The sequence below is a fragment of the Leucobacter luti genome (assembly GCF_019464495.1).
Taxonomy (GTDB): domain Bacteria; phylum Actinomycetota; class Actinomycetes; order Actinomycetales; family Microbacteriaceae; genus Leucobacter; species Leucobacter luti_A.
The window spans coordinates 3,123,591-3,149,551 of record NZ_CP080492.1; the positions used below are offsets into that span (position 1 = coordinate 3,123,591).

25 protein-coding genes are annotated in these 25,961 nt (G+C 64.0%); 17 read left to right on the top strand and 8 right to left on the bottom strand.

Features of this window, described 5'->3' with window-relative positions; genetic code table 11:
* The first annotated feature begins 12 nt into the window (after nucleotides 1-12).
* The 10 genes from atpB (at nucleotide 13) to K1X41_RS14075 (ending at nucleotide 9,402) form a co-directional block, all read left to right on the top strand.
* The gene (gene atpB / locus K1X41_RS14030) at nucleotides 13-861 is read left to right on the top strand and encodes a F0F1 ATP synthase subunit A (RefSeq protein WP_396426484.1); all 849 of its coding nucleotides are present in this window, start codon (nucleotides 13-15) and stop codon (nucleotides 859-861) included.
* A gap of 53 nt (nucleotides 862-914) precedes the next feature.
* Complete coding sequence (atpE, locus tag K1X41_RS14035; RefSeq protein WP_132202389.1) at nucleotides 915-1,142, top strand: ATP synthase F0 subunit C; 228 nt, start codon at nucleotides 915-917, stop codon at nucleotides 1,140-1,142.
* 33 nt (nucleotides 1,143-1,175) lie between these two features.
* Nucleotides 1,176-1,730 carry a F0F1 ATP synthase subunit B gene (locus K1X41_RS14040; protein WP_132202391.1) on the top strand — a complete coding sequence of 185 codons (555 nt, stop codon included), beginning with the start codon at nucleotides 1,176-1,178 and terminating at the stop codon, nucleotides 1,728-1,730.
* Nucleotides 1,730-2,506, top strand: a complete 777-nt coding sequence (locus K1X41_RS14045) for a F0F1 ATP synthase subunit delta (RefSeq protein ID WP_132202393.1) — start codon at nucleotides 1,730-1,732, stop codon at nucleotides 2,504-2,506. Before K1X41_RS14040 ends, K1X41_RS14045 begins: the two co-directional genes overlap by 1 nt.
* 53 nt (nucleotides 2,507-2,559) lie before the next feature.
* Nucleotides 2,560-4,185, top strand: coding sequence for a F0F1 ATP synthase subunit alpha (atpA, locus tag K1X41_RS14050; RefSeq protein ID WP_132202395.1), 1,626 nt, complete (start codon nucleotides 2,560-2,562; stop codon nucleotides 4,183-4,185).
* A 75-nt stretch (nucleotides 4,186-4,260) separates the two neighbouring features.
* Nucleotides 4,261-5,151 (top strand): F0F1 ATP synthase subunit gamma, encoded by an 891-nt coding sequence (locus tag K1X41_RS14055; RefSeq protein WP_132202397.1) that lies wholly within the window; start codon nucleotides 4,261-4,263, stop codon nucleotides 5,149-5,151.
* Nucleotides 5,152-5,175: 24 nt separating this feature from the next.
* Nucleotides 5,176-6,639, top strand: coding sequence for a F0F1 ATP synthase subunit beta (gene atpD / locus K1X41_RS14060; RefSeq protein ID WP_132202399.1), 1,464 nt, complete (start codon nucleotides 5,176-5,178; stop codon nucleotides 6,637-6,639).
* A 3-nt stretch (nucleotides 6,640-6,642) separates the two neighbouring features.
* Nucleotides 6,643-6,903: a F0F1 ATP synthase subunit epsilon gene (locus K1X41_RS14065; protein WP_132202401.1), complete on the top strand. Its 261-nt coding sequence runs from the start codon at nucleotides 6,643-6,645 to the stop codon at nucleotides 6,901-6,903.
* Nucleotides 6,904-7,621: 718 nt separating this feature from the next.
* Nucleotides 7,622-8,440: a YaaA family protein gene (locus K1X41_RS14070; protein ID WP_220174897.1), complete on the top strand. Its 819-nt coding sequence runs from the start codon at nucleotides 7,622-7,624 to the stop codon at nucleotides 8,438-8,440.
* A gap of 65 nt (nucleotides 8,441-8,505) precedes the next feature.
* Nucleotides 8,506-9,402, top strand: coding sequence for a PP2C family protein-serine/threonine phosphatase (locus K1X41_RS14075; protein WP_132202405.1), 897 nt, complete (start codon nucleotides 8,506-8,508; stop codon nucleotides 9,400-9,402).
* Nucleotides 9,403-9,481: 79 nt separating this feature from the next.
* On the opposite strand, the gene K1X41_RS14080 is transcribed toward K1X41_RS14075, so the two are convergent.
* Nucleotides 9,482-10,870 carry an aminotransferase class III-fold pyridoxal phosphate-dependent enzyme gene (locus K1X41_RS14080; RefSeq protein WP_220174898.1) on the bottom strand — a complete coding sequence of 463 codons (1,389 nt, stop codon included), beginning with the start codon at nucleotides 10,868-10,870 and terminating at the stop codon, nucleotides 9,482-9,484.
* A 60-nt stretch (nucleotides 10,871-10,930) separates the two neighbouring features.
* Between K1X41_RS14080 and K1X41_RS14085 the strand changes: the two genes are divergently transcribed.
* From K1X41_RS14085 to K1X41_RS14115, 7 genes are all read left to right on the top strand, one after another.
* Entirely contained in the window at nucleotides 10,931-11,434 is a 504-nt protein-coding gene (locus tag K1X41_RS14085) for an OsmC family protein (protein ID WP_220174899.1), read from the top strand.
* Nucleotides 11,435-11,475: 41 nt separating this feature from the next.
* Nucleotides 11,476-13,086, top strand: a complete 1,611-nt coding sequence (metG, locus tag K1X41_RS14090; RefSeq protein ID WP_220174900.1) for a methionine--tRNA ligase — start codon at nucleotides 11,476-11,478, stop codon at nucleotides 13,084-13,086.
* Complete coding sequence (locus K1X41_RS14095) at nucleotides 13,083-13,988, top strand: TatD family hydrolase (RefSeq protein ID WP_220174901.1); 906 nt, start codon at nucleotides 13,083-13,085, stop codon at nucleotides 13,986-13,988. Before metG ends, K1X41_RS14095 begins: the two co-directional genes overlap by 4 nt.
* A complete protein-coding gene (gene rsmA / locus K1X41_RS14100; protein WP_220174902.1) occupies nucleotides 13,985-14,920 on the top strand; it encodes a 16S rRNA (adenine(1518)-N(6)/adenine(1519)-N(6))-dimethyltransferase RsmA in 936 nt (311 codons plus the stop codon). Before K1X41_RS14095 ends, rsmA begins: the two co-directional genes overlap by 4 nt.
* 81 nt (nucleotides 14,921-15,001) lie before the next feature.
* Complete coding sequence (locus tag K1X41_RS14105; RefSeq protein WP_133617029.1) at nucleotides 15,002-15,937, top strand: 4-(cytidine 5'-diphospho)-2-C-methyl-D-erythritol kinase; 936 nt, start codon at nucleotides 15,002-15,004, stop codon at nucleotides 15,935-15,937.
* Nucleotides 15,938-15,979: 42 nt separating this feature from the next.
* On the top strand, nucleotides 15,980-16,708 hold the full coding sequence (locus tag K1X41_RS14110) for a DsbA family oxidoreductase (RefSeq protein WP_132202419.1): 729 nt from the start codon (nucleotides 15,980-15,982) through the stop codon (nucleotides 16,706-16,708).
* 64 nt (nucleotides 16,709-16,772) lie between these two features.
* Nucleotides 16,773-16,982 carry a hypothetical protein gene (locus tag K1X41_RS14115; RefSeq protein ID WP_220174903.1) on the top strand — a complete coding sequence of 70 codons (210 nt, stop codon included), beginning with the start codon at nucleotides 16,773-16,775 and terminating at the stop codon, nucleotides 16,980-16,982.
* Between the two features lie 148 nt (nucleotides 16,983-17,130).
* Here K1X41_RS14115 and K1X41_RS14120 read toward each other — a convergent pair whose 3' ends face one another.
* The 7 genes from K1X41_RS14120 to K1X41_RS14150 form a co-directional block, all read right to left on the bottom strand.
* Nucleotides 17,131-18,192 carry an ABC transporter permease gene (locus tag K1X41_RS14120; protein ID WP_258566568.1) on the bottom strand — a complete coding sequence of 354 codons (1,062 nt, stop codon included), beginning with the start codon at nucleotides 18,190-18,192 and terminating at the stop codon, nucleotides 17,131-17,133.
* Between the two features lie 134 nt (nucleotides 18,193-18,326).
* Nucleotides 18,327-19,007, bottom strand: coding sequence for an ABC transporter ATP-binding protein (locus tag K1X41_RS14125; protein WP_132202425.1), 681 nt, complete (start codon nucleotides 19,005-19,007; stop codon nucleotides 18,327-18,329).
* Nucleotides 19,004-20,233 carry a peptidoglycan-binding protein gene (locus tag K1X41_RS14130; RefSeq protein WP_220174905.1) on the bottom strand — a complete coding sequence of 410 codons (1,230 nt, stop codon included), beginning with the start codon at nucleotides 20,231-20,233 and terminating at the stop codon, nucleotides 19,004-19,006. Before K1X41_RS14130 ends, K1X41_RS14125 begins: the two co-directional genes overlap by 4 nt.
* Nucleotides 20,226-21,176: a hypothetical protein gene (locus K1X41_RS14135; protein ID WP_133617024.1), complete on the bottom strand. Its 951-nt coding sequence runs from the start codon at nucleotides 21,174-21,176 to the stop codon at nucleotides 20,226-20,228. The genes K1X41_RS14130 and K1X41_RS14135 overlap by 8 nt, the downstream gene beginning before the upstream one ends.
* A 78-nt stretch (nucleotides 21,177-21,254) precedes the next feature.
* Nucleotides 21,255-21,614 (bottom strand): hypothetical protein, encoded by a 360-nt coding sequence (locus K1X41_RS14140; protein WP_220174906.1) that lies wholly within the window; start codon nucleotides 21,612-21,614, stop codon nucleotides 21,255-21,257.
* Between the two features lie 286 nt (nucleotides 21,615-21,900).
* Nucleotides 21,901-23,661, bottom strand: a complete 1,761-nt coding sequence (locus K1X41_RS14145) for an alkaline phosphatase family protein (protein ID WP_220174907.1) — start codon at nucleotides 23,659-23,661, stop codon at nucleotides 21,901-21,903.
* Nucleotides 23,662-24,130: 469 nt separating this feature from the next.
* Nucleotides 24,131-25,909, bottom strand: a complete 1,779-nt coding sequence (locus K1X41_RS14150; protein WP_258566569.1) for a lipase family protein — start codon at nucleotides 25,907-25,909, stop codon at nucleotides 24,131-24,133.
* Between the last annotated feature and the right edge of the window lie 52 nt (nucleotides 25,910-25,961).

The following is a 25,961-nucleotide window of genomic DNA, read 5'->3' on the forward strand; positions in this document are numbered from 1 at the left end:
ACGATGTGCAGCATGCCTGCACCCCGAATCAGGAGAATGGCGCTGTTCGCAAACGCTGTGCAACTCGTGACCCCCAGTCTGTTTACCGCCGAGGAGGGTGGGTTCCACCCGCCGTCGCTTGACGAGTTCTTCCCAGAGGCACTCTTCTTCGAGGGTACGATCTTTGAGATTAACCGGATCATGTTGATCCGAATCATCATGGTGATCGTGCTTCTCGTCCTCTTCTGGCTTGGCACGCGCCGAATGAAGGTGATCCCCACCCGAGCGCAGTCCCTCACGGAGATGGCGCTTGACTTTGTCCGGGTGAGCATCGGCGAGGAACTGCTCGGCAAGAAGGACGCCAAGCGCTTCATGCCGATCCTGATGACCATGTTCTTCTTGATCCTGGCATTCAACATCACGGGCATTATCCCGTTCATGAACATTGCCGCCTCGTCGGTCGTCGGTTTCCCGATCGTGCTCGCGATCGTCTCGTACGTCATGTTCATCTACGCGGGTGTCAAGAAGAGCCCGGGGAAGTTCTTCAAGAACTCCCTCTTCCCGGCTGGCGTGCCGTGGCCGCTCTACATCCTCGTGACGCCGATCGAGTTCTTCTCGACCTTCATCATGCGTCCTGTCACGCTCGCACTGCGATTGCTGATGAACATGCTCGTCGGGCACCTCTTGCTCGTCCTGTTCTTCGCCGCCACGCAGTTCTTCCTCTTTGATTCGGACGGCATCTTCAAGCTGTTCGGTATCGGTACCTTCGCGTTCGGCTTCGCGTTCACACTCTTCGAGATCCTCGTTGCCGTGCTGCAGGCCTACGTCTTCACACTTCTCACCGCTGTCTACATCCAGCTCGCGCTGGCTGAAGAGCACTAAACCCCACCGGGTGCGGCGACCGCCGCACTCACACACGGAAGGAAACACATACTGTGTCTGTTCTCGCTGAAATCTCGGGCAACATCGCAACCGTCGGTTACGGTCTCGCTGCCATCGGCCCCGCCATCGGTGTGGGCATCGTCGTCGGCAAGACGATCGAGGGCGTTGCTCGTCAGCCCGAGCTCGCCGGCCGCCTCCAGGTCCTGATGTGGATCGGTATCGCCTTCACCGAGATGCTCGCGCTCATCGGTATCGCGACGTACTTCATCTTCACCAACTAATCCACTTCCTCAAGTCTTGAAAGGGAGGCACTGATGCTCAACGCAGTAATCTTTGCCGCTGCTGAGGAAGGCGCGGTCCAGAACCCGCTGATTCCGGCGTGGTACGACATTTTCTGGTCGTCGGTCGCATTCATCGTTATCCTCATCGCTTTCTGGAAGGTCTTCCTCCCGAAGCTCCAGGCGATGCTTGATGCACGCGGTGAGGCAATCGAGGGCAACATCGCCAAGGCTGACGAGGCCCAGGCGAAGGCTGAGGCTGCTCTGCAGGAATACACTGCACAGCTGGCCAGCGCCCGCCAGGAGGCTGGCGAGATCCGTGACTCGGCTCGTGCCGACGCCACCAAGATCATCGCCAAGGCCAAGGATGATGCTGTGACCGAGCAGGCGCGCATCACGCACGCAGCGCAGGCGCAGATTGAAGCCGAGCGTCAGAGCGCAGCGGTTTCGCTGCGCAAGGATGTTGGCTCGCTCGCTATCGATCTCGCTTCGAGCGTCGTTGGCGAGAGCCTCACGAACGATCAGAAGGCATCCGCGCTCGTGGATCGCTTCCTCGCTGATCTTGAGGCGTCCGAGAAGGCGGCCAAGTAATGGGTAGCGCGTCACGCGAAGCTCTGGCCCAGGCCCGGGCCGCGATCACCGGGCGTCTCGCCCAGAGCGCTGGCGCCGAGCTGCTGCAGGCTGCGGCCCGCATCGCGGAGAGCCCAGCGCTCGCTGCGGCACTCGGCGACGCGTCGGCTCCGGCCGAGGCGAAGTCGCAGGTGGTCGAGCGGTTGTTCGGCGGGTTCTCCGCTGGCGCGCGCTCAGTGCTGTCTGCCGCTGTGGCCGGACGCTGGTCCAACGTCGCAGAGTTCGTCGACGGTGTCGAAGAACTCGCTCTCCGCGCTGAGAGTGGAGCCAACCCCGAGCTCTCTGATGAGCTGCTCGCGGTTGCTGACCTCGTCGCACGGAACCACGAACTGCAGCTGAGTCTCGGCAGCAAGCTCGCGGACCCGGCTGGCAAAGTCGCACTCGTGACTCGTCTGCTCGAGGGGAAGATCTCGGCCTCCGCTGCCGGCATCGTCCGTCACCTGGTGTCGGCCCCACGCGGTCGCCGTCTCGACTCAGCGCTGCGTCACTCCGCACGTGTCGTCGCTGACCAGGGAGGCAACGAGCTCGCTACGGTGACCGTGGCTGCACCGATCACTGCTGAGCAGCAGACCCGCCTTGCGCGTGCGCTTGAGCAGTCGGCTGGTCGCCCGGTCAAGATCACGACCGTGATCGATCCCGCACTCGTCGGTGGTATCCGGATCCAGCTCGCAGACGACATCATCGACGGCAGCATTCGTGCTCGCCTCGAAGATCTCCGCCTGAAGCTCGCGGCGTAGGCACAACTTTTCATCCCGGGGGCGGCGCTTCCGGATCAGACAGAGGAAACGAAATGGCAGAACTCTCCATCAGCCCGGACGAGATCCGGAATGCGCTGAAAGACTTCGCAGCGTCGTATGAGCCCGCCCAGTCGGGTAAGACCGAGGTCGGCTCGGTTGTTGACGCTGCTGACGGCATCGCCCACGTCGAGGGTCTCCCCGGCGTCATGGCGAACGAGCTGATCCGCTTCGCGGACGGCACCCTGGGACTCGCCCAGAACCTTGAAGAGGACGAGATTGGTGTGGTCGTCCTTGGCGAGTTCACCGAGATCGCAGAGGGCCAGCCGGTCACGCGCACCGGTGAGGTCCTCTCCGTTGCTGTGGGCGAGGGCTACCTCGGCCGCGTGGTCAACCCACTGGGTGACCCGATCGATGGCCTCGGTGAGATCACGGGCGTCGAAGGTCGCCGCGCGCTGGAGCTGCAGGCTCCCGGCGTGATGCAGCGTAAGTCGGTGCACGAGCCGCTGCAGACCGGTATCAAGGCAATCGACGCGATGATCCCCGTTGGCCGCGGCCAGCGTCAGCTCATCATCGGCGACCGCCAGACCGGGAAGACCGCACTGGCGATCGACACGATCATCAACCAGAAGGCGAACTGGGAGTCGGGCGACACCACGAAGCAGGTTCGCTGCATCTATGTCGCAATCGGCCAGAAGGGCTCGACCATCGCTTCGGTGAAGGGCGCGCTCGAAGAAGCTGGTGCAATGGAGTACACCACGATTGTGGCGTCGCCGGCATCGGATCCCGCAGGCTTCAAGTACCTCGCACCGTACACCGGCTCGGCTATCGGCCAGCACTGGATGTACGACGGCAAGCACGTCCTCATCATTTTTGATGATCTCTCGAAGCAGGCTGAGGCGTACCGCGCGGTCTCCCTCCTCCTGCGTCGTCCGCCGGGGCGCGAGGCATACCCGGGCGACGTCTTCTACTTGCACTCCCGTCTCCTGGAGCGGTGTGCAAAGCTGTCCGACGAGCTCGGCGCAGGTTCGATGACGGGTCTCCCGATCATCGAGACGAAGGCCAACGACGTCTCGGCGTACATTCCGACCAACGTGATCTCGATCACCGACGGCCAGATCTTCCTCCAGTCGGATCTCTTCAACGCAAACCAGCGACCCGCAGTCGACGTGGGCATCTCGGTGTCCCGCGTGGGCGGCGATGCGCAGGTGAAGTCGATCAAGAAGGTCTCGGGCACGCTCAAGCTTGAGCTCGCGCAGTACCGGGCTCTCGAGGCATTCGCGATGTTTGCTTCGGATCTTGACGCGGCCAGCCGTCAGCAGCTCGCTCGTGGCGCTCGCCTCACCGAGCTCCTGAAGCAGCCGCAGTACACGCCGTTCCCGGTTGAGGATCAGACGGTGTCGATCTGGGCTGGCACCAAGGGCTACCTGGATGACGTGCCCGTTGAGGACATCCTCCGCTTCGAGCGTGAGTTCCTTGACTACCTCGGCCGCAACTCCGAGGCGCTCAACACGCTCCGCGCGACGAACGTACTCGACGACGACACCGTCGCCGAGATCACCGCGCAGATCGAGAAGTTCAAGAGCGAGTTCCGCACCGCTTCGGGCCACAGCCTGAACGAGCAGTTCGCGGAGCTCGACGAGGCCGAGATCAAGCAGGAGCAGCTGGTCGTAAAGAAGTAGTGCAGAATCCCGGTGGGGGTCAACGCCCCCACCGGTTCCGCACGACCAGCCAGCACCAACCAACACAGGAGAGACATGGGAGCGCAACTTCGGGTCTACCGGCAGAAAATTCGTTCTGCCCAGACGACCAAGAAGATCACCCGTGCGATGGAGCTGATCGCGGCCTCTCGCATTCAGAAGGCGAAGGCACGCGTCGAAGCTTCGACGCCCTACGCCACAGCGATCACGCGTGCGGTCTCGGCCGTCGCTACGCACTCGAACACCGATCACCCGTTGTTGACCGAGGCCGATACGGTTTCGCGTGCAGCGGTTGTGATCTTCACCTCCGATCGCGGCCTTGCTGGCGCGTTCAACTCGCAGGTGCTGCGCGAGGCCGAGGAGCTCAGCGAGCTGCTCCGTGCCGAGGGCAAGGACGTGGTCTACTACCTGTTTGGCCGTAAGGCGCAGGGGTACTTCGCGTTCCGTCAGCGTGCTTCGGAGCGTGTGTGGCTCGGTGACACCGAGAACCCGAGCTTCGAGACGGCCAAAGAGGTCGCAGAGGCTGTGCTTGAGATCTTCGCTCGCCCCGCTGAAGAGGGTGGTGCACAGGAGATTCACCTCGTGTACAACCGCCTCGTCAGCATGGTGAGCCAGGTTCCCGAGGTGCACCGCCTGCTCCCGCTGCAGGTTGTCGAGGGCGTCGCGGATCCGAACGAGGGCCCGTCCGCACTGTACGAGTTCGAGCCGGACGCAGACACGGTCCTGGATCAGCTGCTGCCCGCCTACATCGAGTCGCGCATTTTCAATGCGATGCTCGCATCGGCTGCGGCCAAGCACGCGGCAACGCAGAAGGCAATGAAGTCGGCAAGCGACAACGCTGACACGCTGATCCGCGACTACACCCGCCTTGCGAACAACGCTCGCCAGGCCGAGATTACCCAGCAGATTTCCGAGATCGTCGGCGGCGCGGACGCGCTGTCAAGCTAAGTGGAAGCACGAAGAGAGAGAATCATGACCGAATCCGCCGCTGTGGCGACTGAGGCTGCCGCACAGGTTGTCGGGCGCATCGCCCGCGTGACCGGCCCCGTCGTCGACATCGAGTTCCCGCACGACGCGATCCCCGCTGTCTACAACGCGCTCCACACCACCATCGACTTCGGTGATGGCGGAGAGTCGTTCAAGCTCGTCCTCGAGGTTGCTCAGCACCTCGGTGACAACCTCGTCCGCGCTATTGCGCTGAAGCCGACCGACGGTCTCGTCCGCGGCCAGGAGGTCTTCGACTCCGGTGAGTCGATCACCGTTCCGGTCGGCGACATCACCAAGGGCAAGGTCTTCAACGTCACCGGTGATGTGCTCAACCTCCCCGAGGGCGAGACCATCGAGGTCACCGAGCGTTGGAGCATCCACCGCACTCCGCCGCCCTTCGATCAGCTCGAGTCCAAGACTCAGCTCTTCGAAACCGGCATCAAGTCGATCGACCTTCTGACCCCCTACGTTCAGGGCGGCAAGATTGGTCTGTTCGGTGGCGCCGGTGTCGGCAAGACCGTTCTGATCCAGGAGATGATCCAGCGCGTTGCGCAGGACCACGGTGGTGTGTCAGTGTTCGCCGGTGTCGGCGAGCGTACCCGTGAGGGCAACGACCTCATCCACGAGATGGACGAAGCGGGCGTGTTCGACAAGACCGCACTCGTGTTCGGCCAGATGGATGAGCCGCCGGGGACCCGTCTCCGTGTCGCACTTTCGGCCCTGACCATGGCGGAGTACTTCCGCGATGTTCAGAAGCAGGACGTGCTGCTCTTCATCGACAACATCTTCCGCTTCACGCAGGCCGGCTCTGAGGTCTCGACGTTGCTCGGCCGTATGCCCTCCGCCGTGGGCTACCAGCCGAACCTCGCCGATGAGATGGGTGTGCTCCAGGAGCGCATCACCTCGACGCGTGGGCACTCGATCACCTCGCTGCAGGCGATCTACGTCCCTGCTGACGACTACACCGATCCGGCTCCCGCGACCACCTTCGCTCACCTCGACGCAACCACGGAGCTTTCCCGTGAAATTGCATCGAAGGGTCTCTACCCCGCGATCGACCCGCTGTCATCCTCCAGCCGCATCATGGATCCCCGCTACTTGGGCGCGGATCACTACCGTGTTGCGACGACGGTGAAGCAGATCCTCCAGAAGAACAAGGAACTCCAGGAGATCATCGCGATCCTCGGTGTTGATGAGCTCTCTGAAGAGGACAAGATCACCGTGGCACGCGCACGCCGCATCCAGCAGTTCCTCTCCCAGAACACCTACATGGCGAAGAAGTTCACCGGTGTCGAGGGTTCGACGGTCCCGCTCAAGGAGACCATCGAGTCGTTCGATGCGATCGCCCGGGGTGACTTTGACCACGTGGCCGAGCAGGCATTCTTCAACGTCGGTGGAATCAACGACGTCGAGGAAAAGTGGGCACAGATGCAGAAGGATATGGCCTAGTCCATGGCTTCGCTGAACGTGAGTGTCGTCTCGGCCGACCGCGAGGTCTGGACGGGCGTAGCCTCCCAGGTCGTCGCGAAGACGGTCGAGGGCGAGATCGGCATCCTCGGTGGGCACGAACCGCTCCTGGCCATGCTGGCCAAGGGTGAGGTACGCGTCACCACCGCCGACGGGGAGAAAGTGCGTGTTGACGCTGAGGGGGGCTTCCTCTCGGTGGACCACGACACGATCACCATCGTCGCTGGCAAGGCAACTCTCGTCTAGCCAACAACTTCATATCTCGTCAGAGCACGTTTCGGCTCTGGGCAGCGCGATTCACGGCCTTGTCGTGCGCGCTCCCAAGCCGGAGCTCTGGACGAAACACAGTTCGGCTCCGCCTTCACGACGGCGTCCGGAGGTATCGGGGAGACTCGTGCCGCCGCGGCACCACGTGGGGTGGAGCCGTTCGTCGTTTCTGCGCCGTCAGTTTCACGTCCTGTCATCTTGAGCCGCGCTCGCTGGGGAGAACACAGTGGTATCCGGCCCGCGCTCCGCCGTGTTGCTGCGCTCGTGCTCTATGTCGTTGTGCTCCTGCTCGTGTGTGCTATCGGCCGTGTGCTGCTTCCCTCACCGCTGGCGTCCCCGCTGCGCGCCGACACGGAGCCCTTGCAGGATCGCTGGAACCGTATGATGCGCATCCCCGACGCCGCCGGTACGCGAACGCGGCCCGGCGCCGCCCTGCCGGAGCCCCCGAGTGCGGGACCGCCGTCCTGCCGGAGCCTCCGAGTGCGGGACCGTCGCGTTGGCGGAGCGCGGACGCATCGCTTCGACGCGGACGGATCGTTTCGACGCGGCGGCATCGCTTCGATGCGGACGCATCGCCTCGACGCGGGCATTTCGGCGTGGGCATTTCGGCGTGAGGCGCTGCGATTCCCGCACACGTTGATCTCATCCTCGATGCCTCGCGGTGTGCCAGTGTCGCTCGCGGTAAGCTCGAATCATCATGTTGATTCTGTTGCCCCCGTCTGAAACGAAACGTGTGGGCGGCACCGGCTCATTCGACCCGAATACGCTCTCGCGCCACGAGGAGCTGGGGGAGGCGCGCGCAGCAGTGCAGCGCGCGTTGGAGGCCGTGAGCCGAGACGAGGTCGCCGCGGCGAAAGCGCTCAAGCTGGGCGTGAAGAACCGCGATGAGCGGGTGCACAATCTCGTCTTGACCGGAAGCGGCGCCTTGCCTGCGATCGAACGCTATACCGGTGTGCTGTACGACGCGCTCGACGCCCCATCGCTTCCGAACGCAGCTCGTGCCTGGCTCGACCGCCATGTCGCGGTGCAGTCTGCGCTGTTCGGGCTGATCGGAGCCGGCGAGGAGATCCCCGCATACCGGCTGTCCGCCGGTTCCCGGCTTCCTGAACTTGCGCAGCCCTTGAAACGCGTATGGAATGCCGCCCACGCAGACTTTGGCTGGGACAACGCGGGCCTGGTGCTCGATCTGCGCTCGAAAGACTATGCGGCACTGGCCCCGCTTCCAGCCGAGCGAGGCTGGTTTCTCAACGTCGCTCAGCGCGGCGCCGATGGGGCCGTGCGTGCCTTGAACCACTTCAATAAGGCGGCAAAGGGAGATCTCGTTCGGCGGATGGCCACCACGCTTCCCGGATCTGCCGAGCCCGTCACTGCCCGGGCTGGGGTGTCTCGTGGGCGGCTTGAAACGCCCGAGGATGTGGTCAGGTGGGGCGAAGCGAACGGGCTTGAACTATCGGTTGATCGCGCCGCACACGAGCTGACGCTGGTCACGAATCTCGGGGCCCCGCAGCAGAACTGAGGCGCGTGTTCAACGGGACCCGCCTCGTCGCGGTAGGATACTCAAGTGTTCAAGAGGTGGAAGCGGTGACCGCGCGCGGGGAAAACGCGTCTCGGCGACGCCTCAGGTATCGCAATGATTGCGAGCTCGAGATCGAGCTTTCGTGGTTTGCCCTGACCGATGTTGGCCGCAGGCGCGAGACCAACCAGGACAGCTACGTCACCATGCCCCCGATTTTCGCCGTTGCAGACGGCATGGGAGGGCACTCCGCCGGAGAAGTCGCATCCGCCGCCGTCGTGCGTCGGCTCGCTGAACTTGGCGGGAGCATGCGTGTGGCAGAGAAGGATATCGACGAGGTCCTCGCTGACGCCGTTGACGATATCGAGCTGGACGCGGGGGACACCGAACTCGGGGCAGGCACCACCGTAACGGGCGTGTGCCTCAGCACCGAAGCCGAACCGACCTGGAAAGTCTTCAACATCGGAGACTCACGGGTCTACCAGTACTTCAAGGGCGCACTGAGCCAGATCACCGTCGATCATTCAGTGGTGCAACACTTGATCGACACCGGCGCGATCACCGAGGAAGAGGCGGAGACGCACCCGCACGCCAACGTGATTACGCGGGCCGTCGGCTTCAACGAAGCTCCGATCCCTGAATATACGTCGCTTGCGCTGATCCCTGGCCAGCGCTTGTTGATCTGCTCAGATGGTCTCACGAAAGAGCTCACGGACATTGGGATCCAGCATTTCCTTGCCACGCAGCCCACAGCGGAAGAAGCCGCGACGATGTTGGTGCGCCAGGCGATCGAGAACGCTGGCCGCGACAACGTCACCGCGATCGTGATCGATGTTCACGCCGTGGGCGATGTGGTGGATACCGGGAGCGTGCAGGCCGCGGGAATCGACCTCTCCGAGCTGGACCCGGACGATCCCGAAATCGATACGGAACCTGTCGAGGTACCACGGTCCTCCCTGCAGTAGCGGGACGGACGCGCAGACACACGAGAGGCCCCGCCGGACGAACCGACGGAGCCTCTCGTGTGTGAGCGCGAGGGTGAGGCTAGGCCGCGAATGCCTCGTCGAGCACGCTGAGTACGTCTTCGAGCAGCTCATCAGTCATCTTCAGCGATGGCAGGAAACGAATCGCCTGGTTGTGCACACCTGAGCTCAGCAGGAGCACGCCATGCTGAGCGGCAAAGTCGATCACCTGGGCGACGAGCTCGGGGTTCGGGGTCAAGGTGCCAGGGTGCACGACCTCGATCGCGAGCATCGCACCCTTGCCGCGCACCTCTGCGATGGCCGGGTACTTCTCCGCAAGGCGAGCGAGGCCGCCGCCGAAGACGCGCTCGATGCGCTCCGCCTCGGAGAGCAGACCCTTCGACTCGATTTGCTCGAACACGGCCACGGCGGCCGCGCATGAGACGGGGTTCCCGCCGAACGTGCCGCCCAGGCCACCCGGCTGCGACTTGTCCATGATCTCGGCGCGGCCAGTGATCCCAGCGAGCGGCAGACCGCCCGCAATGCCCTTGGCCGAGAGTACGATGTCGGGCTGCACGCCGAACTGCTCGATCGAGAACACGGTGCCCGTGCGCCCCATACCGGCCTGCACCTCGTCCGCGATGAACACGATCCCGTTCGCGCGGCACCACTCAGCGAGCGCAGGGAGGAAGCCATCGGCCGGAACGATGAAGCCGCCCTCGCCCTGAATCGGCTCGACGACGAGGCAGGCGAGATCGTCGGCGCCCGCCGTCTTCTCCAAGTGCGCGATGGTGCGCGCGGCAGCGTCGGCGCCGCTCAAGCCATCCTGAAGCGGGTACGAGTTCGGCGCTTTATAGATGTCGCCAGCGCGCGGGCCGTAGCCGAGGGCGTATGGCGCCGCCTTGTGATTCATCGTCGAGGTCAGCATGGTGCGGCCGTGGTAGGCGTGCTCCAAGACTGCGACACCGGGGCGGCCGGTGAACTTGCGGGCGATCTTGACTCCGTTCTCAACCGCCTCGGCCCCTGAATTCATGAGGAGCGTCTTGTACGGTGCCGCAGCAGTGGAACCCGGAACGTGCTTCGCCAAATACTCGGCGACCTGCACGTACGGCTCGTACGGGGTCATCGTGAACAGCGTGTGGGTGACCTTCTGCAGCTGTGCCGTGGCAGCGGCAACGACAGCCTCGTCGGTGTGGCCGATCGTGGTGACTCCGATCCCGCCGCACACGTCGATGATGTGGTTCCCATCGACGTCTACGATGATCGAGTCGTGTGCGCGCTCGATGTACACGGGGAGCACACTGTGCACGCCCGGCGGGATCACCGCCTGCCTCCTGGCGTGGATCGCCTGGGACTTCGGGCCAGGGATTGCCGTGACGACGCGACGCTGCTGGGGGACGGTGGTCTCCTGCTGCGATGCCTCGACGGTGCTGACGGGTGCTTCGATGGTGCTCACGCTCGCTTCGGTCATGGGATCGATACTACTCCCGCCTGCCTGGTGGTGGGCTTGGCTGCCCAGTAGCCTGGACGAATGAAGGACATCCACGAGTACCGGATCGACATCGAGTGGGCAGGCAACCGCGGCACCGGCACGAGCGGCTACCGTGCGTACGGGCGGGAGCTCACCATCCACGCGGCGCACAAAGCCCCGCTTGCTGGCTCGGCAGATCCCACGTTTCACGGCGACGCTGACCGGTGGAACCCGGAAGAGTTGCTCGTCTCCGCCCTCGCGCAGTGTCACATGCTGTCGTACCTGCACATGGCTGTGCGGGCCGGAGTGGTGGTGACGGCGTATACGGACGCCGCCGTTGGAACGATGCGTCAGGAGGGGGTCGGCGGCGCATTCACCGAAGTGGTGCTGCGGCCGCGAGTCACCGTGGCCGACGAGGCGATGGTCGAGGCTGCCCTGGCAGCACACGCGCCTGCGCGAGAGGCGTGCTTCATTGCGAACTCGGTGAACTTCCCGGTGCGGCACGAACCCGAGATTCTGGTGGCCCACGCGGCCCAGGATCCGGGCGAGCAGCCCGGCCTGTAACACGGGTCTGTGGGGGCCCGAGAAGGAATAGACTGGTGGGTATGGCCAAGACCCCGTCGTTCTCGCTTTCCACGCCCATTTTCTATGTCAACGATGCCCCGCACATCGGGCACGCGTACACCGAGGTGGCTGCTGACGTGCTTGCCCGCTGGCACCGGCAGGCAGGCGACGACACGTATTTCCTGACGGGAACCGATGAGCACGGGCAGAAAATCCTCCGCACGGCCACGGCGAATGGTGTTGCGCCGAAGGAATGGGCTGACCGCCTGGTTGAGTCGGCGTGGAAGCCGTTGCTCGACACCATCAACATCTCAAACGACGATTTCATTCGCACGACTGATGCCCGTCACGAGTCTGGCGTCGCCACGTTCTTGCAGAAGCTGTATGACGATGGCCACGTCTACGCTGGCGAGTTTGAGGCGCTGTACTGCGTCGGCTGCGAGGAGTTCAAGCCGAAGAGCGAGATCGTCGACGGTGAGGGCGCCTTCGAGGGTGAGAAGGTCTGCGCGATCCACTCCAAGCCACTTGAACTGCTGCAGGAGAAGAACTACTTCTTCAAGATGAGCGCGTTCCAGGATCGTCTCCTGGCGCTCTATGAAGAGCGCCCGGATTTCGTGCAGCCCGCCAGCGCCCGCAACGAGGTCATCGCCTTTGTGCAGCAGGGCCTCGAGGATCTGTCGATCTCGCGCACCTCATTTGACTGGGGGATTCCGATCCCGTGGGACTCCTCCCACGTCACCTACGTGTGGTTCGATGCGCTGTTGAACTACATTACGGCGCGCGGCTATGGTGCGAACCCGGCAGACCCCACCGCGGAGCTCACGCACTGGCCGGCAGTCCAGATTGTTGGCAAAGACATTCTCCGCTTCCACGCAGTGATCTGGCCGGCCATGCTGATGGCCGCAGGTCTCGACGTTCCGACGAACGTCTTTGCACACGGCTGGTTGCTCGTTGGTGGCGAGAAGATGTCGAAGTCAAAGCTCACGGGTATCGCCCCGAATGAGATCACGGACACCTTCGGATCAGACGCGTTCCGCTACTACTTCATGCGCGCGGTGTCTTTCGGGCACGACGGCTCCTTCAGCTGGGAAGACCTGTCTGCCCGCTACCAGGCAGAGCTCGCCAACGGCTTCGGTAACCTCGCGAGCCGCGTGCTCGCGATGAACGCGAAGTACTTCGAGGGCAGTGTGCCCGGAACCGGTGTTGACGCTCCAGCCGACGGGGTGATCCGCGATCTCGCCGCGAGCGTTACGCAGCGCGCCGACGCGAAAATCGAGGCGTTCGCCATTCACGAGGCGATCGCCGCGGTGTGGGAACTCGTTGACGCGCTGAACGGCTACATCACCGAGCAGGAGCCCTGGGCGCTCGCGAAGGATCCAGCGAATCGGGAGCGGCTGAGCGCCGTCTTGTACACGGCGACGGAGGGGCTGCGTGTGCTCGCTGAGCTGCTCGCGCCCGTGCTGCCTGAGGCGACGGTCAAGCTCTGGGCTGCTCTCGGCGCCGAAGCAGCGCTCGGGACGCTCACCGAACGTCCGATCCGCGAGGCAGGCACCTGGGGCCAGCTCCCCAGCGGCACGGCGCAGCACGCGCTCGCCGTGTTGTTCCCGCGCATCGAGGCCGACACTCCGACCACTGGTGGTGCCGCGAAGTGACCGTTGAGACGCCAGCGCCAGGGCTCCGAAAACGTGCCGGGGCTCCTGGGCGTGATCTCACACGCCCAGCGGCGCCTGAGCCGCTGCCCGTTGCGGTCTACGACAACCACACGCACCTCGAGTTCGAAGACGGTGTGGACCAGCTCGAACCGCTGGACTCGCTCGCACACGCGGCAGTCGTCGGTGTACGCGGCGTCGTGCAAGTGGGCACCGACCTCGAGACCAGCCGCTGGAGTGCGCAGCTCGCCGCAAGCGATCCGCGCGTACTGGCCGCCGTCGCCCTGCACCCCAACGAAGCCCCACGGCTGTTTGAACTGGGGCAGCTGAGCGCGCACCTATCTGAGATATCTCGGCTCGCCGCCGAACCGCGCGTGCGCGCTGTCGGTGAAACCGGACTCGACTTCTTCCGCACAGGAGAGGACGGGCGCGAGGCGCAGATCGAAGCATTCGAGACGCATATCGAGATCGCGAAGGCCAATAGCATCGCGATGCAGATCCACGATCGAGATGCCCACGATGAGGTCGTCGCGATTCTCACCCGTGTTGGTGCTCCTGAACGCACGGTGTTCCACTGTTTCTCGGGTGACGCCAAGCTTGCGCGGATCTGCAACGAGCACGGCTGGTACATGTCGTTCGCCGGCCCCACCACCTTCAAGAACGCGCCAGCGTTGCGCGAAGCGCTCGCCGTCGCACGGCCGGAGCTCATTCTCGCCGAGACTGACGCTCCGTTCTTGACCCCAGAGCCGTTCCGCGGCCGGCCCAACGCGCCGTACATGCTTCCATACACGGTGCGCCGCATGGCTGAGGCGCTGGAGCTGCCCCTTGCCGATCTCTGCGCGCAGCTCGCGGCAAATACCGAGCGGGTGTATGGGTCGTGGGACCCAGAGGAGGCAGCTGCGTGACACAGCCAGAGAACGGCACAGATCCAGAAACTGGCACCGAGCCGACAGCTGACACCTCCGAGGCCGGAACCGGATCGGCCCCAACGCTCCTCGGACCCGCTGAAGTCCGCGAGCTTGCTGAGCGCCTCGGAGTCTCTCCGACGAAAAAGCTCGGACAGAACTTTGTGATCGATCCGAACACCGTGCGGAAGATCGTGCGGCTCGCGGGCGTCACTTCCGACGATCACGTGATTGAGGTGGGGCCTGGTCTGGGATCCCTCACGCTCGGGATCACCGAAACCGGGGCCGAGGTCACAGCGGTCGAGATCGATCACCGGCTTGCCGCAGAGCTCTCCGCGACGGTGCGTGCGATGCAGCCGGACGCTGCTGAGCGCTTCCGGGTCATCCGCAGTGATGCGCTGGAACTGACCGCTGAGATGATCGCTGAGCTTCCCTCGCCGCCGGAGTTGCTCGTCGCGAACCTGCCATACAACGTGTCAGTTCCGATCCTGATGGAGCTCCTTGAACTCATTCCTGAGCTTCGTGGCGGACTCGTCATGGTGCAGGCCGAGGTCGGGTACCGGATCGCGGCGAAGCCTGGCAGCAAAGAGTACGGTGCTCCGAGCGCGAAAGCGGCCTGGTACGGCCCGTGGCGCATCGCGGGCACCGTCAGCCGGCGCATCTTCTGGCCGGTGCCCGGGGTGGACTCTGTGCTCGTCGGGTATGAGCGCCTCACTGATCCCCGCGGCACCGTCGCTGAACGAGACCTCACGTTCGCTCTGATCAACGCCGCGTTCGCGCACCGCCGAAAGATGCTGCGGCAATCGTTGCAGCCGGTACTCGGAACGCTTGACGAGGTGGTCGCAGTGTTGGAATCTGCAGGAATTGACCCCACGCTGCGTGCTGAACAGCTGAGCGTTGAAGACTACCTCGCGATCGCGCGAGCACGCTAGCGCTGCGTTGGTACATGCGCGGCGTGGAGTTCAACGACATCAGGTGAAATGCAGTGCAGCGAGGTGCGATAGTTTGTACACATGAGCCCGATTCCGAAGCGCACGGTGACTGTGCGGGCCCCGGGGAAGATCAACGTGTTCTTCCGCGTGGGTGCACTGCAGGATGATGGATATCACGACGTCGCGTCGCTCTATCAGGCAGTCTCGTTGTTCGAAGAAGTCACGGCAACGCCGGCTGATGAGTTTTCCGTGCGATTTACGGGGCCGATCGATTCGACAGGCCTCTCGACGGACGCATCGAACCTGGCCATTGCGGCGGCGAAGCTGCTCGCGACCCGCACCGGGTACACAGGCGGCGTCGCACTCACGATCCTGAAGCGAGTGCCGATCGCCGGTGGGATGGGCGGGGGATCCGCCGACGCTGCCGCCACGCTCGTCGCCTGCGATGAGCTCTGGGGCACCGGTCTTGGCCGCTCTGGTCTTCTCCCACTCGCAGCCGAGCTGGGGGCAGACGTGCCATTCGCGCTCGAAGGAGGCACCGCAGTCGGCACAGGTCGCGGCGACGAGCTCAGCCCTGCGCTCGCGAAGGGTGCATTCCACTGGGTGCTCGCACTCTCTGATCTTGGGCTCAGTACCCCGCAGGTGTATGGGACGCTGGATCAGCACCGCGATACGCACGCACGTGATTTGGGGCCGCAACCCGACCTCGTGAAAGTGGATACAGCCGTGTTGCAGGCGGTGCGCATCGGAGATGCAGGCTCACTCGCAGAGGCGATGCACAACGATCTGCAAGTTGCCGCGCTGAAGCTGGCGCCTGAACTCACGGAACTACTTGAGTTGGGGGAGTCCCGCGGCGCACTCGCCGGAATCGTATCCGGATCGGGTCCGACCATCGCGTTCCTCGTCGATAGTGCGCAGGCAGCGGCTGAGCTGCGTGGCGTGCTGTCACGGCGCGACATTCGCTCCCTCATTGCGACTGGGCCCGTGCCCGGTGCCCGTGTGCTCGACGCACACTGAGATTTCGGGAATAGCGGTGCCTGCAGCGCGGTTGCACCGAGCGTGAGTGAAACGATCCGCGTAGACATCTGGTCCGATATCGCCTGCCCGTGGTGCTACCTCGGCAAGCACCGTTTCGAGGCCGGAGTTGCCGCATTCAACGAAACACACCCTGACGTGCGCGTAGAAGTGGAAAGCCACAGCTACGAGCTCGCACCCGACACCCCGCTCGACTTCTCGGGGAGCGAGATTGACTTCCTTGTGAAACACAAGGGCATGCCCGCCGAACGTGTGGAGCAGATGCTCGGAGAGATGACCGAGATGGCTGCCGCAGAAGGTGTCACCTTTGACTTCACCCGAGTGCAGCACGCGAACACACAGCGCGCACACCGGGTCTTGCATCTTGCCAAGGACCAGGGCGTTCAAGCCGCGGTTCAGGAGCGCCTGTTCCGCGCGTACTTCGCAGAGGGCGAGTCAATGTCGGATCCCGAAGCGCTCGCTCGCCTCGGCGCAGAAGCCGGGCTTGCGCCCGATGACGTTCGTGCCGCCCTCGATAGCGAAGCCTACGGCGAGGCCGTGCAGCGAGACATCACACGTGCGCAGATGCTCGGCATCACCGGCGTCCCGTTCTTCTTGCTTGAGCAGCAGTACGGCGTCTCCGGCGCACAGTCGGCTGAGGCGTTCACTGGCGTGTTCGAACAGGTGCTTGAGCTGAATCGCGCGGCGGCAGCTGCTGCTGGCGATCCTGATACTGCTGGCGATCCTGCTGTCGCAGAGTCCGCTGCGCAGTAGACCGCCTGCTCCGTAGTGAGCAGCACGCACGACCACTGAGCATCACACCGAGAGAGGGCACCCCATGAGCGAGACCACGAAGACCACCGCCGACGTATCAGCAGCCACCGACGGGGCTGCTGCCGCAGCAGAGCCGCAGGCAGCACGTTTCGAAAGCGCCGCTGGCTTCGAAAGCGCCGCTGGCTTCGCCGACGCGGAGACCCGCGAGATCCTGAACCTCTTGGGTGACGGCGAGGCTGGTGCGACCTGCTGCGGCGGATCCTGCTGCGCCTAACAGGCCCGAACCCTGCGGCGTCTGCGTGTTCCGTGTGCGAGACCCGCGAGGCTGAACCACTGTATGGAGGGCGAACCGCTGCTTCGTCTAGCCAGAGACGACTCGGGGCGGTGGAGCCACGCACCCCGCACGCAGCGAGCACGTTCATCTACAGCGTGCGAAATGCGGCAAGCGGATCGAGGCGGGCTGCTTTCCACGCCGGGTAAGCACCCGCAAGACAGCCGATACCCAAGCCGGCGATTGGGGCGAGCACCAGCGTCAGGGGGTGCAGCACCGGTGTCCACTGTTGCATAGCTGCGATCACGACGACAGTGAGCACACCGACTGCGGTCCCAATTGCCCCACCGAGGAGCCCTCGGATTGCGGACTCCAGCACGAATTGAAGCGCAATGTGCCGTGGCATCGCACCCAACGCGCGACGCAGCCCAATTTCGGGTGCGCGTGAGAGCACCCCGATGAGTGCTGAATTGGTGATGCCCACCGCGCCGACGAGCAGTGTGATGCACGCGAGCGAGAACAAGAGTGTTTGGACCGAAACCGCGACCTGATTGCGCGCGAGTGAAGGTTTTGGCGGCGGGACGACACGAACCCGATCCGGGTGTTGCGGGTTGATGGCAAGCGCCAACTGTTCGCTCACCACAGTGCTGGCCCCCACACGAGTATTCACCCCCAGTGCGGCGGCCGTCACGTCGCTCGCAAAGCTCTGGATCGCAAACTCGTGCGGGATCGCGATCGAGGACAGGAGGGCACTGTCTCCACGAGTATCTGCCGCGATGCCGATCACTGTCACGGGAACTCGGTTGATGTAGATCGTCGGTGAAGTCTCGACCGGGGCGAGGCTCATTGAACGTGCGAGTTCGCGTCCCACCACCGCCACCGGGTACTCGGAGAGCGCTTCATCGAAGAATCGGCCCTCACCGAGCTGCCCGCCGACATAGTCCCAGTACTCGGGGGACACCGCGAGGATCGAGGAGTCACTGCTTGGTGCGTCACGTGAACCCGGAGGGAGCGCGCTGATCGTGCGGGGAAGGATTCTGCGCCACTCGGCAACAGTCGTCACACCTGAGATGCGAGACACCCGTGTTCGCGCGTCTGCCGGGAACGGCTCATCCGGCGAGGCTACGGCTTCCTCTGTTGCATGGGCGATCACGACGGTCGAGCTCAGTTCAGTAAACGCTTTGGTGATCTGCCCGTTTGCTGTTTCAGTCACTCCGAGTATCGCAACGAACCCTCCGATTCCTAGAGCGGTCCCGATGATGGTGAGAACCGAGCGAGAGGAAGGTTGGAGCACACCAGATGCCGCCTCATGAACGAAGCGTGAGATACGGACTCGCGAGTTGCGACTCACGACTGGTGATTCTCTCTGAGGGTCCCGTCGAGGATCGTGAAGCTGCGATTGCCCATATGGAGTAGCTCGGGATCGTGGGTGATGACGAGCACCGTGACGCCGTCCTGATTGAGCTCGTCGAACAACTCGAACACCGATTGCGCCGTCGAGCGGTCGAGGTTGCCAGTGGGTTCATCGCAGAGCAAAATGGAGGGCGTCGCGCTGAGCGCCCGGGCAATCGCGACGCGTTGCCGTTGGCCGCCAGAGAGTTCAGTCGGGATGCTCTCACCCCGATCTGAGAGCCCCACCGCAACGAGCGCCCGTTCTGCGCGGGCTCGTGAGGGGCCAGAGTGTGCTCCGGTGTAGAGATCAGCAAGCATCACGTTCTCGAGACAGCTGCGTTGCTCCAGCAACTGAAACGATTGAAAAACGAATCCGATCTCGGCGCCTCGGAGTGCTGCTCGGCGCCGCTCGGACAGGGCCGACACCTCCTCACCGCGGAAGTAGTAGCGCCCGGCTGTCGGGGTGTCCATCAACCCGAGGAGATTGAGCAGTGTCGATTTCCCCGAGCCGGAGGGCCCACTGATGACCGCGAAATCGCCCTCAGTGAGGCTGAGCGAGCACTCCCGCAGCGCCCATAAGGGTACCGCCGCCTCGTATCGACGGCTCACTCCCTCGAGTCGAATGAGCTCGCTCACGAGACACCGACGAGCACGTGCGCACCCTCCGTGACGGCACCGTCCTCAGATATGATCTGCACAAGACCGTCGCCACTCCCCACGATCTGCACGGGAGTCCTCCGCGTACGGTCGCTTTCAACCAGTGTCACGGCGGACTCGCCGTTCGGTGACGAGTGAACAGCAGAGAGCGGTACGAGGAGCCCGGCCTCTGGTGCCCCGGTGTCCTCTCGGGGCGTGACGATGATCTGGACCCGCGTCGATACCGTCTCCGGAGCAAGTGGCTCGGAAGGTGCCAGCACCATTCGGACCATTGGGTCTGCGGTCTCCTCTCCTTCTGAGGAGGGCTCGATCCGATCGATAGACGCGTTGAGCCGCCCGCTGATGCCCGCACCGGTGATCTCAATGCGGCTGTCAGGGTCTACGAGGCTGGCTTCAGCGTGAGTGAGGAGCAACAGAATACTGGGGGGAGCGGTGGTGATACTCAACACAGGATCTGCGGAAACGGCGTCCCCCAAATTGGCGTTCACCGAGGTCACTCGCCCCGCTGCGCCGTGTGGGGCAAACGCGAGCTCTGAAACGCGAGCAGCGACGGTGGCCGGGGGCGGTTCGGGCGTGGGTGAGGCCGGCGGTGCTGCCTGTGGTGTGACAGGAGGTGCGGGAGTGCGAGCGAGTTCCGCAGAGGGCAGCGTGGTCATCGGTGCCGCATACCCCAGAGCCAAGTAAAGCTCTTGAATGGCGAGCTCTGTGGACGGCCCGAAGCTTCCAGCCTCGTCAAAAATGGAGTAACCCATCTGCTCGAGGGCGGTCTGCAGGCGGGCCACATCTGCTCCGCTGTCGCCGGAAGTGAGGTCTCGAAACATGGGCACCTCACCGGGGAGCAAGATGACCGGGCGATCTGAGTCCTCGAAGAGCACGCTTCCCGGCCCCACCGAAGCTCCGACGGCGATGGGTTCACGGGTGATGATCCCTGCCCCGAGGCCCTCGAAGCCGGCATCGCCCGTCACCTCGATGGAATTGCCAGTGATGATGGTGCCAGGGAACAGCACCGATTGGGTGATCGACCCCACTGTCACCTCAGACGTTAGTTGCGTTTTTTCAGGGGGAGCTGTTTCTGCGAGTAGCTGTTGTGGTGAACGAATGAGCGTCGCCGCAGCGACGCCAAGCCCAAACGAGAGCAGGAGGCTCCCTCCAATGCAGATGGCAAGCACGGCTGTTGGAGAGAACTTCCGGCGCAGTCTACCCATGTGCACCCCCACGCATCAGCGCCTCGAAACGCTTCTGCTCCGTTGCGAGCGCGCCCTCAAAACGTTCAGGCTCTTTCTGGATCATTTGTTGTTGGTAGTCCGCGAGGACCGGATAGAAGAAATCTGGCCAGCGGCTCTCTTGAGTGCATTGGACATCGGCAACTGCAGTTTCTGGCCGCGCGCCTTGGACCCAGGCTTCGGAGACCGCGGCAAACGTCTCTCCTGTGGCACGTGTCATGCAACTGATCCACTCAGACTCCGCCTGGGCCACTCTGCTCTGGGCACGGCTCAACATCATGAGCTGAAAGAGATCATCATCGAGCGAAGTGTCGAGCGGCACTCCGATCTGGCGCTCGACGATCCCAGCACAGCCACCGGGTGGGACCTCGCTGCCATTCCCGTCACGGGGCACTGCCACCTGATCGGCTGTCGGTATCGTGGTTTGCGTTTCGGGTCCGAGCGCGACCACCTGAAGGAGCTGATTGCGAGGGCCGACCTCGTCGGACGTGTACGCGGCAAACTTTATGGGCGATGACAGTGTGAAGCCGCTGCTGGTCTTCCAAGGCCCCGTTGGAGCTGCAAGGTACCCGTGTGAATTCGCGTGTTCTTCGGTCATCGTGCCGTACAGCCCGCCCCAGTAGTAGCCAGAGTTGTCGGGTTTGCGGACGTAGTCTCCGATGAACTGCATGTCTACGCCAAACTCGGCCGCACACGCCACCAATAGTCGTTCCTGCGCCTCACCCATGACCGCACGCTGTTCATCGCTCAGCCGGTATGAATCGGCGGGAAGCGCAAATGACGGGTCGATCGGAGGCGCATCCTCCTCGATCTCAGGGACCACCCAACCCTGCGAATCGGCAGGTGAGGTGGCAGCGGGGGCACACCCGAGAAGTGTGAGTATCGTCGCGGCGACACAGGTGAGCAGGACTGATCGGTGCCTCATGGAACCCTGTTTCGAGTGGGTAGCTCTCGCTGCGTCACAAGCATGCCGAGAGCGACAGTTGGTGTCGGAGCAACGGGCCTAACGGGCGGACCAACGCACGGCTGGGTCGCACTCCCGTGTGACCGCGCCCCGCTTGATGCATGCCCAGATGCCGACGTTTCCACTCACATTTCCCAGGTCTCGTGCCGTGACTTGAGTGAAGCCTCTGTCATTGTCGAGGTTGTAGACCTGCCCGTTCGTTGAGAACTTGTAGAAGACGCGAACGCCATACCCATCGGGCTGGAGATCCAGTGCGGCAAGCCTGTGTTGTGAAGAGTTGTAGGCGCCGAGTGCCCCGCCCCAGCCAGAAGCTGCATGAGCCTGAGCGGCGGAAGCCGCTCCGCCGAGAAGCAATCCGGCACAGAGGAGCGCAACGGCGAGTTTGGTGAGTGCATTCATTATCAGGAATCCTTCGCTCGCGGGTGAGTTTGGAGAGTCAGCAGTATGAACCGAGGGCACACACCGGTGGACTGCTCCCGAAGGGCAGGCTGTGCACTCATCTGGCTCAATTCGAACCATAATCGTGAGATCACGAACTGTGCGGCAGTTGCGTGGTGGAGCGCACGAATTGAGCAGTGGGACGAAGCGAGGGGGCATACTGCAGGCAAACCCTCGCGTGAAACTCGTCCGAATGAGTGTCTCGAATTCCTGAGGGCTGAGTGGGACGAGATCCGCCCTGCTGACGCTAGACTCCGAACAGGCCCGTTCCGTATTTCGTGAGGACCTGATAGGCCGCACCGAATGACTCTGGTGGGTGTGCCTGTTCAGCAGGGGTGCCGTACTCGTGCAACAGCAGCCCGATCAAGCCCTTCGCTGGTGGGCTGAGCGGGCGATCTGGATCCGCCTCCGCCGGGTGCGCCTCTGCGTTCGGCGGCACGTACGCCGGTGACGGCTGCGGCCAATCAGCAGTGTGCCGCGGCACCTTCCTGTTGAACGCGTGCCGCAGCGTGGTCGCCCCGTGGTCACGCCGGGTCAGTGATTCCAGCCCGAAACGCTCACTGAGTGTGGCGGCGAGCGCCCCATGATGCATCTCGCGCGAAAACACACTTCCCCGGGCAGTATGCGCCGACACCACGATCGCTGGCACTCGGCACCCGAGACGGTCAAAGGTGAACCCCATCTCCCCAGGGCCGGAGTCGTCCGGCGGGGTGGCGGCCGGCGGAGGCACATGGTCGTACGTGCCGCCGTGTTCATCGAAGGTGATGAGCAGCGTGGTGTTCAGATAGTTTGAGCCCTGTTCAGAAGTGGAATTGCGGATGGCGGAATAGATCTCGTGGATCAGCGCGTCTCCGGCTCTCGCGTCCGAGAGTGCGCCGGAGAAGACCTCGACATCGCCAACATCGCTCTCGCGGAGCTTGCCCACCGGCGGGTGGAAATCGTTGTGGTTGAAGATCATGCGCGGCTCAATAAACGCATACTCTGGCAGAGTGCCGTTCGCGACATCTTCGTGGAACTGCTCCATCGTGGCGAAGCGCTCAGTCTTCCAGTACTTCCGCAACACCGGAGTGTGGAGCACTCCGGTGAACGACACAAGCTGCAGCTTGTCGAAGTAGATCCGCCATCTCAGCCCGGCCTCTTCGAGCCGAGTGAACACGGTCGGGGTAGGGGCGGCGTCGAGCCACTTCTTGTACCCGCCGCCCTGCATGTTTGTCACGAAACCGTGCGAAGTGGAGGCGTGGAAGAAACTGCGATTGCAGAACGTCTGGCTCGGCACTCCGCAGTACCAGTGGTCGTAGACCCCAAACTCGCGGGCGAGCGTTGAGAGAACTGGCAGCATCTCTGGCGCAAACGATCCCATGATCTGGTCGCGTTCGACGGGCGTGGGAGCATGCCCCGTGCGGTGCCGGTAGTCAGCCTCATAGTCGAGCACGAAGCCTGACATATCGGCCGGGGTACCTGCGGGGGGTGCGTTATACGGGGGAGTGAGCTGGCTCAGATCCTTGCCGCGATTGTGCTCGTCGATCCGCCCGAAGAGTTGCGTATTCACATGGGGGTACTCCTCACCCGGATCGGGATCCGGGCTCCCCATGATCTTGTCTGTCGAGCCCGTGTACACGTGCGCGGGCACGACGGTGCCGTCTGACGCCTGGTTCGCATAGCTGCCGAACGCGAGCCCCGCGAACTTCTTGCCAGGTGGTGGATCTTGTGGAGTGTAGAGATTGCCAAGAATGTTGTCGAACGATCGATTCTCGCCCATCACGACGACGAGGTGATCGAAACCCGGTTCCTTGCGGGGCTGAGGCCGCGAGAAGTGCTCGGGGATATACGGGGCGCCGGGATCCGGGGCGCCGGCCGCAGCGGCGATTGCCGCACCCGCACCGCCGCCGACAGCGAGCCCGGCGGCAATGAGGCCACCGGATTTCAGGAAGCCGCGACGGCTGGGGCGTGGGGTGGGAGCCTGGCCGCGCGCAGCCTCGTCGTTCGCGCCGGAGTCGTGTGCGTTCATGCGGTCCCCATCCTCATCGATATCACCCCCATTCTTGCGCGAATGGGGGACCGGGCGCGCTGCCCGCGCCGTCCCCGCTGTCGAAGCTTCCCGTGCCGCCTGCGCCCACCCGTCACTCAGGGTGAATCGTTTCATGGGTCGAAAAGTGGGGCTTCAACGCGAGGAAGCCCCGAATTTCGACCCATGAATGGTCTGCCCGCGTGAGGAAGGCGTCGGGCTGGCCGGGGTGATCAGGATATTGAGAGGGACGTCCGTTGCTGGTTCGGGTGCGCTCCCCGCGCGCCCAGCCCGGCCCCGGCCGCGCGTCGTCGGTGCTGCCCGCGTCTCCCGCGCCGCGCCTCCCGCGCGCCCATGCCGGCCAATGCTGCCCCTACCCACCCCCAAGCGTGAATCGTTTCAGGGGTCGAAATACGGGGCTTCAACGCGAGGAAGCCCCGAATTTCGACCCATGAACGGGCCGAGTGAGCGCCTACTTCGGCAAGTCGTCGCAGTTGCCCGCAGCCGGCTTGCCGGCCCAGCGGTCGAGCGTCCACGCGACGAGTTGCGGGGTGAGCGGGGAGTCTGCTGCCACGAGCGTGAGGTGATTGAGCCCTGGGTACGTGCGGTAATCGATCTCCTCGCCAGCGGCGCACCGGCCACCCACCCAGGCGCGCTGCTGCTCAGGCTTCACGAGCGGATCCGCGAGACCCTGCGCCACGAGCACCGGGGCGGGGAACGGCCCTACCGGCGTCTGCGCCTTCAGCAGGCGCCCGAACTTCCCTGCGAGCAGGCTGTCAGGGAAGATCTGGTTGGGTACCTGCGTGCCGCGTAGGATCGCCGCGAGCACGTCCTGACCGTTGAAACACAGGTTCTGGATTTTGGAGACCGGGGCCGCCGAGCCGGGGGTGAGATGTGCAGCGAGGTCGAGCTCGGGATAGAGCGTGTCCCACGTCGCCGCGATGTACGCAGAAACGGTCTTGCCTGGAGCATCGTTCTTGTTGACCTCCGCGAGGCCGTAGAGGTCCGCGGCGGGCGCGAAGGCGGCGACGCCCACGATATCGATGTCCGGTGCGTATTCAGCGGCGATCTGGCCGGTCCAGAGCGAGCCCTGTCCGCCCTGCGAGTGCCCCCAGACCACGGTGCGTTCTGTGGTCGAAATCTCGGAGAACTGCTGCGCCGCGCGGGTGGCGTCGAGCACGTTGCGGGCCTCGGCATCGCCGATCAGATACGGGTGGGTGCCGGAAGTGCCGAGCCCAATGTAGTCGCTCGTCACTGCGGCCCAGCCGTGCTTCGTGACCATTTCTTCGAGGGCTGCGCCTGCGCCGTCCGAGAACGGTGTCGCGCTGAGCGAGGGTGCGCACTTCGCGGCAACGCCTGTGGTGCCGTGTGCCACAGAGAGGAGCGGGAGGGGATCGCCGCCCCGCGTCTTCGGCGCGATGATGGTGCCGCTCGAGATCGCCGGAGAGCCGTCTGAGTGGGTGGTGGTGTACAGGATCTTCCAGGCTTCTGCGCCGCTCGGCACGCCTTCGGTGAGGGGCTGGGTGCGGAGGAGTGTGCCAGGCGTGTCTGGAATCTCCGCTGGGGCCGTGTAGAACGTTCCAGGCGCGGGGAGGGGCACCCCGCCCAGCACCCAAGCGGTGCCGAGAGCGAGTGCGAGCGCGAGTGTGAGTGCGAGGCTCGCCCCGAGCGTGCGGGACCACCGCCGGAGCCTGGATGCGGATGTCTGGTGGGGTGCCCGCGGCCTGCGGTGGAACGGCATGATGAAGATGAGCTGCAGACCGAAGAACACGAACCACGCGCCGACGCCGAGCCGGAAGAAGGTGAGCGTGAGCACGGGCCAGGAGAAGGTCACGAGTCCGACGACGATCCCGGCAAGTGCAGCGATGATGTGGGGAGCGCGCTGATCCCCGCTGTTTCGGATCGACTGCAGCAGTTGGAACAGGCTTTGGCCGATGAGTGCCACACCAACGAGGAATGCGAGCCACGGCGCGCCAGCGCTTGGCCACACTGCGATCAGTATTCCGAACAGCACGAGCATCACGCCCACTACTCGGGCGGGCACCTTCGAGACGCTGTCGAGCACGGGAAGCAGGAGCGCCGCCACGCCGGCAAGTGCAAGACCGATGCCGGTGACGATGGCGATCCGGTGCGTGGACAGCGGAACGAGCAGCAGCATGAGCCCGAGCCCCACTGCGGCAAGTCCGATCCCCGCCCGTACGGGGGCAGCAAGCGTCGTCAGCGTTGATTTGACACGTGATCCGAGTGACACGCGCCGCCTCCTCTCTGTGGCCCTGGCTCGTCTTCGAGCATGCGCGACGCGG

Bases quoted from the DNA above. Each gene is read 5' to 3' on its own strand.
- atpB (WP_396426484.1), top strand. From the start codon at position 13: ATGCCTGCACCCCGAATCAGGAGAATGGCGCTGTTCGCAAACGCTGTG.
- K1X41_RS14040 (WP_132202391.1), top strand. From the start codon at position 1,176: ATGCTCAACGCAGTAATCTTTGCCGCTGCTGAGGAAGGCGCGGTCCAG.
- K1X41_RS14045 (WP_132202393.1), top strand. From the start codon at position 1,730: ATGGGTAGCGCGTCACGCGAAGCTCTGGCCCAGGCCCGGGCCGCGATC.
- atpA (WP_132202395.1), top strand. From the start codon at position 2,560: ATGGCAGAACTCTCCATCAGCCCGGACGAGATCCGGAATGCGCTGAAA.
- K1X41_RS14055 (WP_132202397.1), top strand. From the start codon at position 4,261: ATGGGAGCGCAACTTCGGGTCTACCGGCAGAAAATTCGTTCTGCCCAG.
- atpD (WP_132202399.1), top strand. From the start codon at position 5,176: ATGACCGAATCCGCCGCTGTGGCGACTGAGGCTGCCGCACAGGTTGTC.
- K1X41_RS14065 (WP_132202401.1), top strand. From the start codon at position 6,643: ATGGCTTCGCTGAACGTGAGTGTCGTCTCGGCCGACCGCGAGGTCTGG.
- K1X41_RS14070 (WP_220174897.1), top strand. From the start codon at position 7,622: ATGTTGATTCTGTTGCCCCCGTCTGAAACGAAACGTGTGGGCGGCACC.
- K1X41_RS14080 (WP_220174898.1), bottom strand. From the start codon at position 10,870: ATGACCGAAGCGAGCGTGAGCACCATCGAAGCACCCGTCAGCACCGTC.
- K1X41_RS14085 (WP_220174899.1), top strand. From the start codon at position 10,931: ATGAAGGACATCCACGAGTACCGGATCGACATCGAGTGGGCAGGCAAC.
- metG (WP_220174900.1), top strand. From the start codon at position 11,476: ATGGCCAAGACCCCGTCGTTCTCGCTTTCCACGCCCATTTTCTATGTC.
- K1X41_RS14105 (WP_133617029.1), top strand. From the start codon at position 15,002: ATGAGCCCGATTCCGAAGCGCACGGTGACTGTGCGGGCCCCGGGGAAG.
- K1X41_RS14115 (WP_220174903.1), top strand. From the start codon at position 16,773: ATGAGCGAGACCACGAAGACCACCGCCGACGTATCAGCAGCCACCGAC.
- K1X41_RS14130 (WP_220174905.1), bottom strand. From the start codon at position 20,233: ATGGGTAGACTGCGCCGGAAGTTCTCTCCAACAGCCGTGCTTGCCATC.
- K1X41_RS14135 (WP_133617024.1), bottom strand. From the start codon at position 21,176: ATGAGGCACCGATCAGTCCTGCTCACCTGTGTCGCCGCGACGATACTC.
- K1X41_RS14140 (WP_220174906.1), bottom strand. From the start codon at position 21,614: ATGAATGCACTCACCAAACTCGCCGTTGCGCTCCTCTGTGCCGGATTG.
- K1X41_RS14145 (WP_220174907.1), bottom strand. From the start codon at position 23,661: ATGAACGCACACGACTCCGGCGCGAACGACGAGGCTGCGCGCGGCCAG.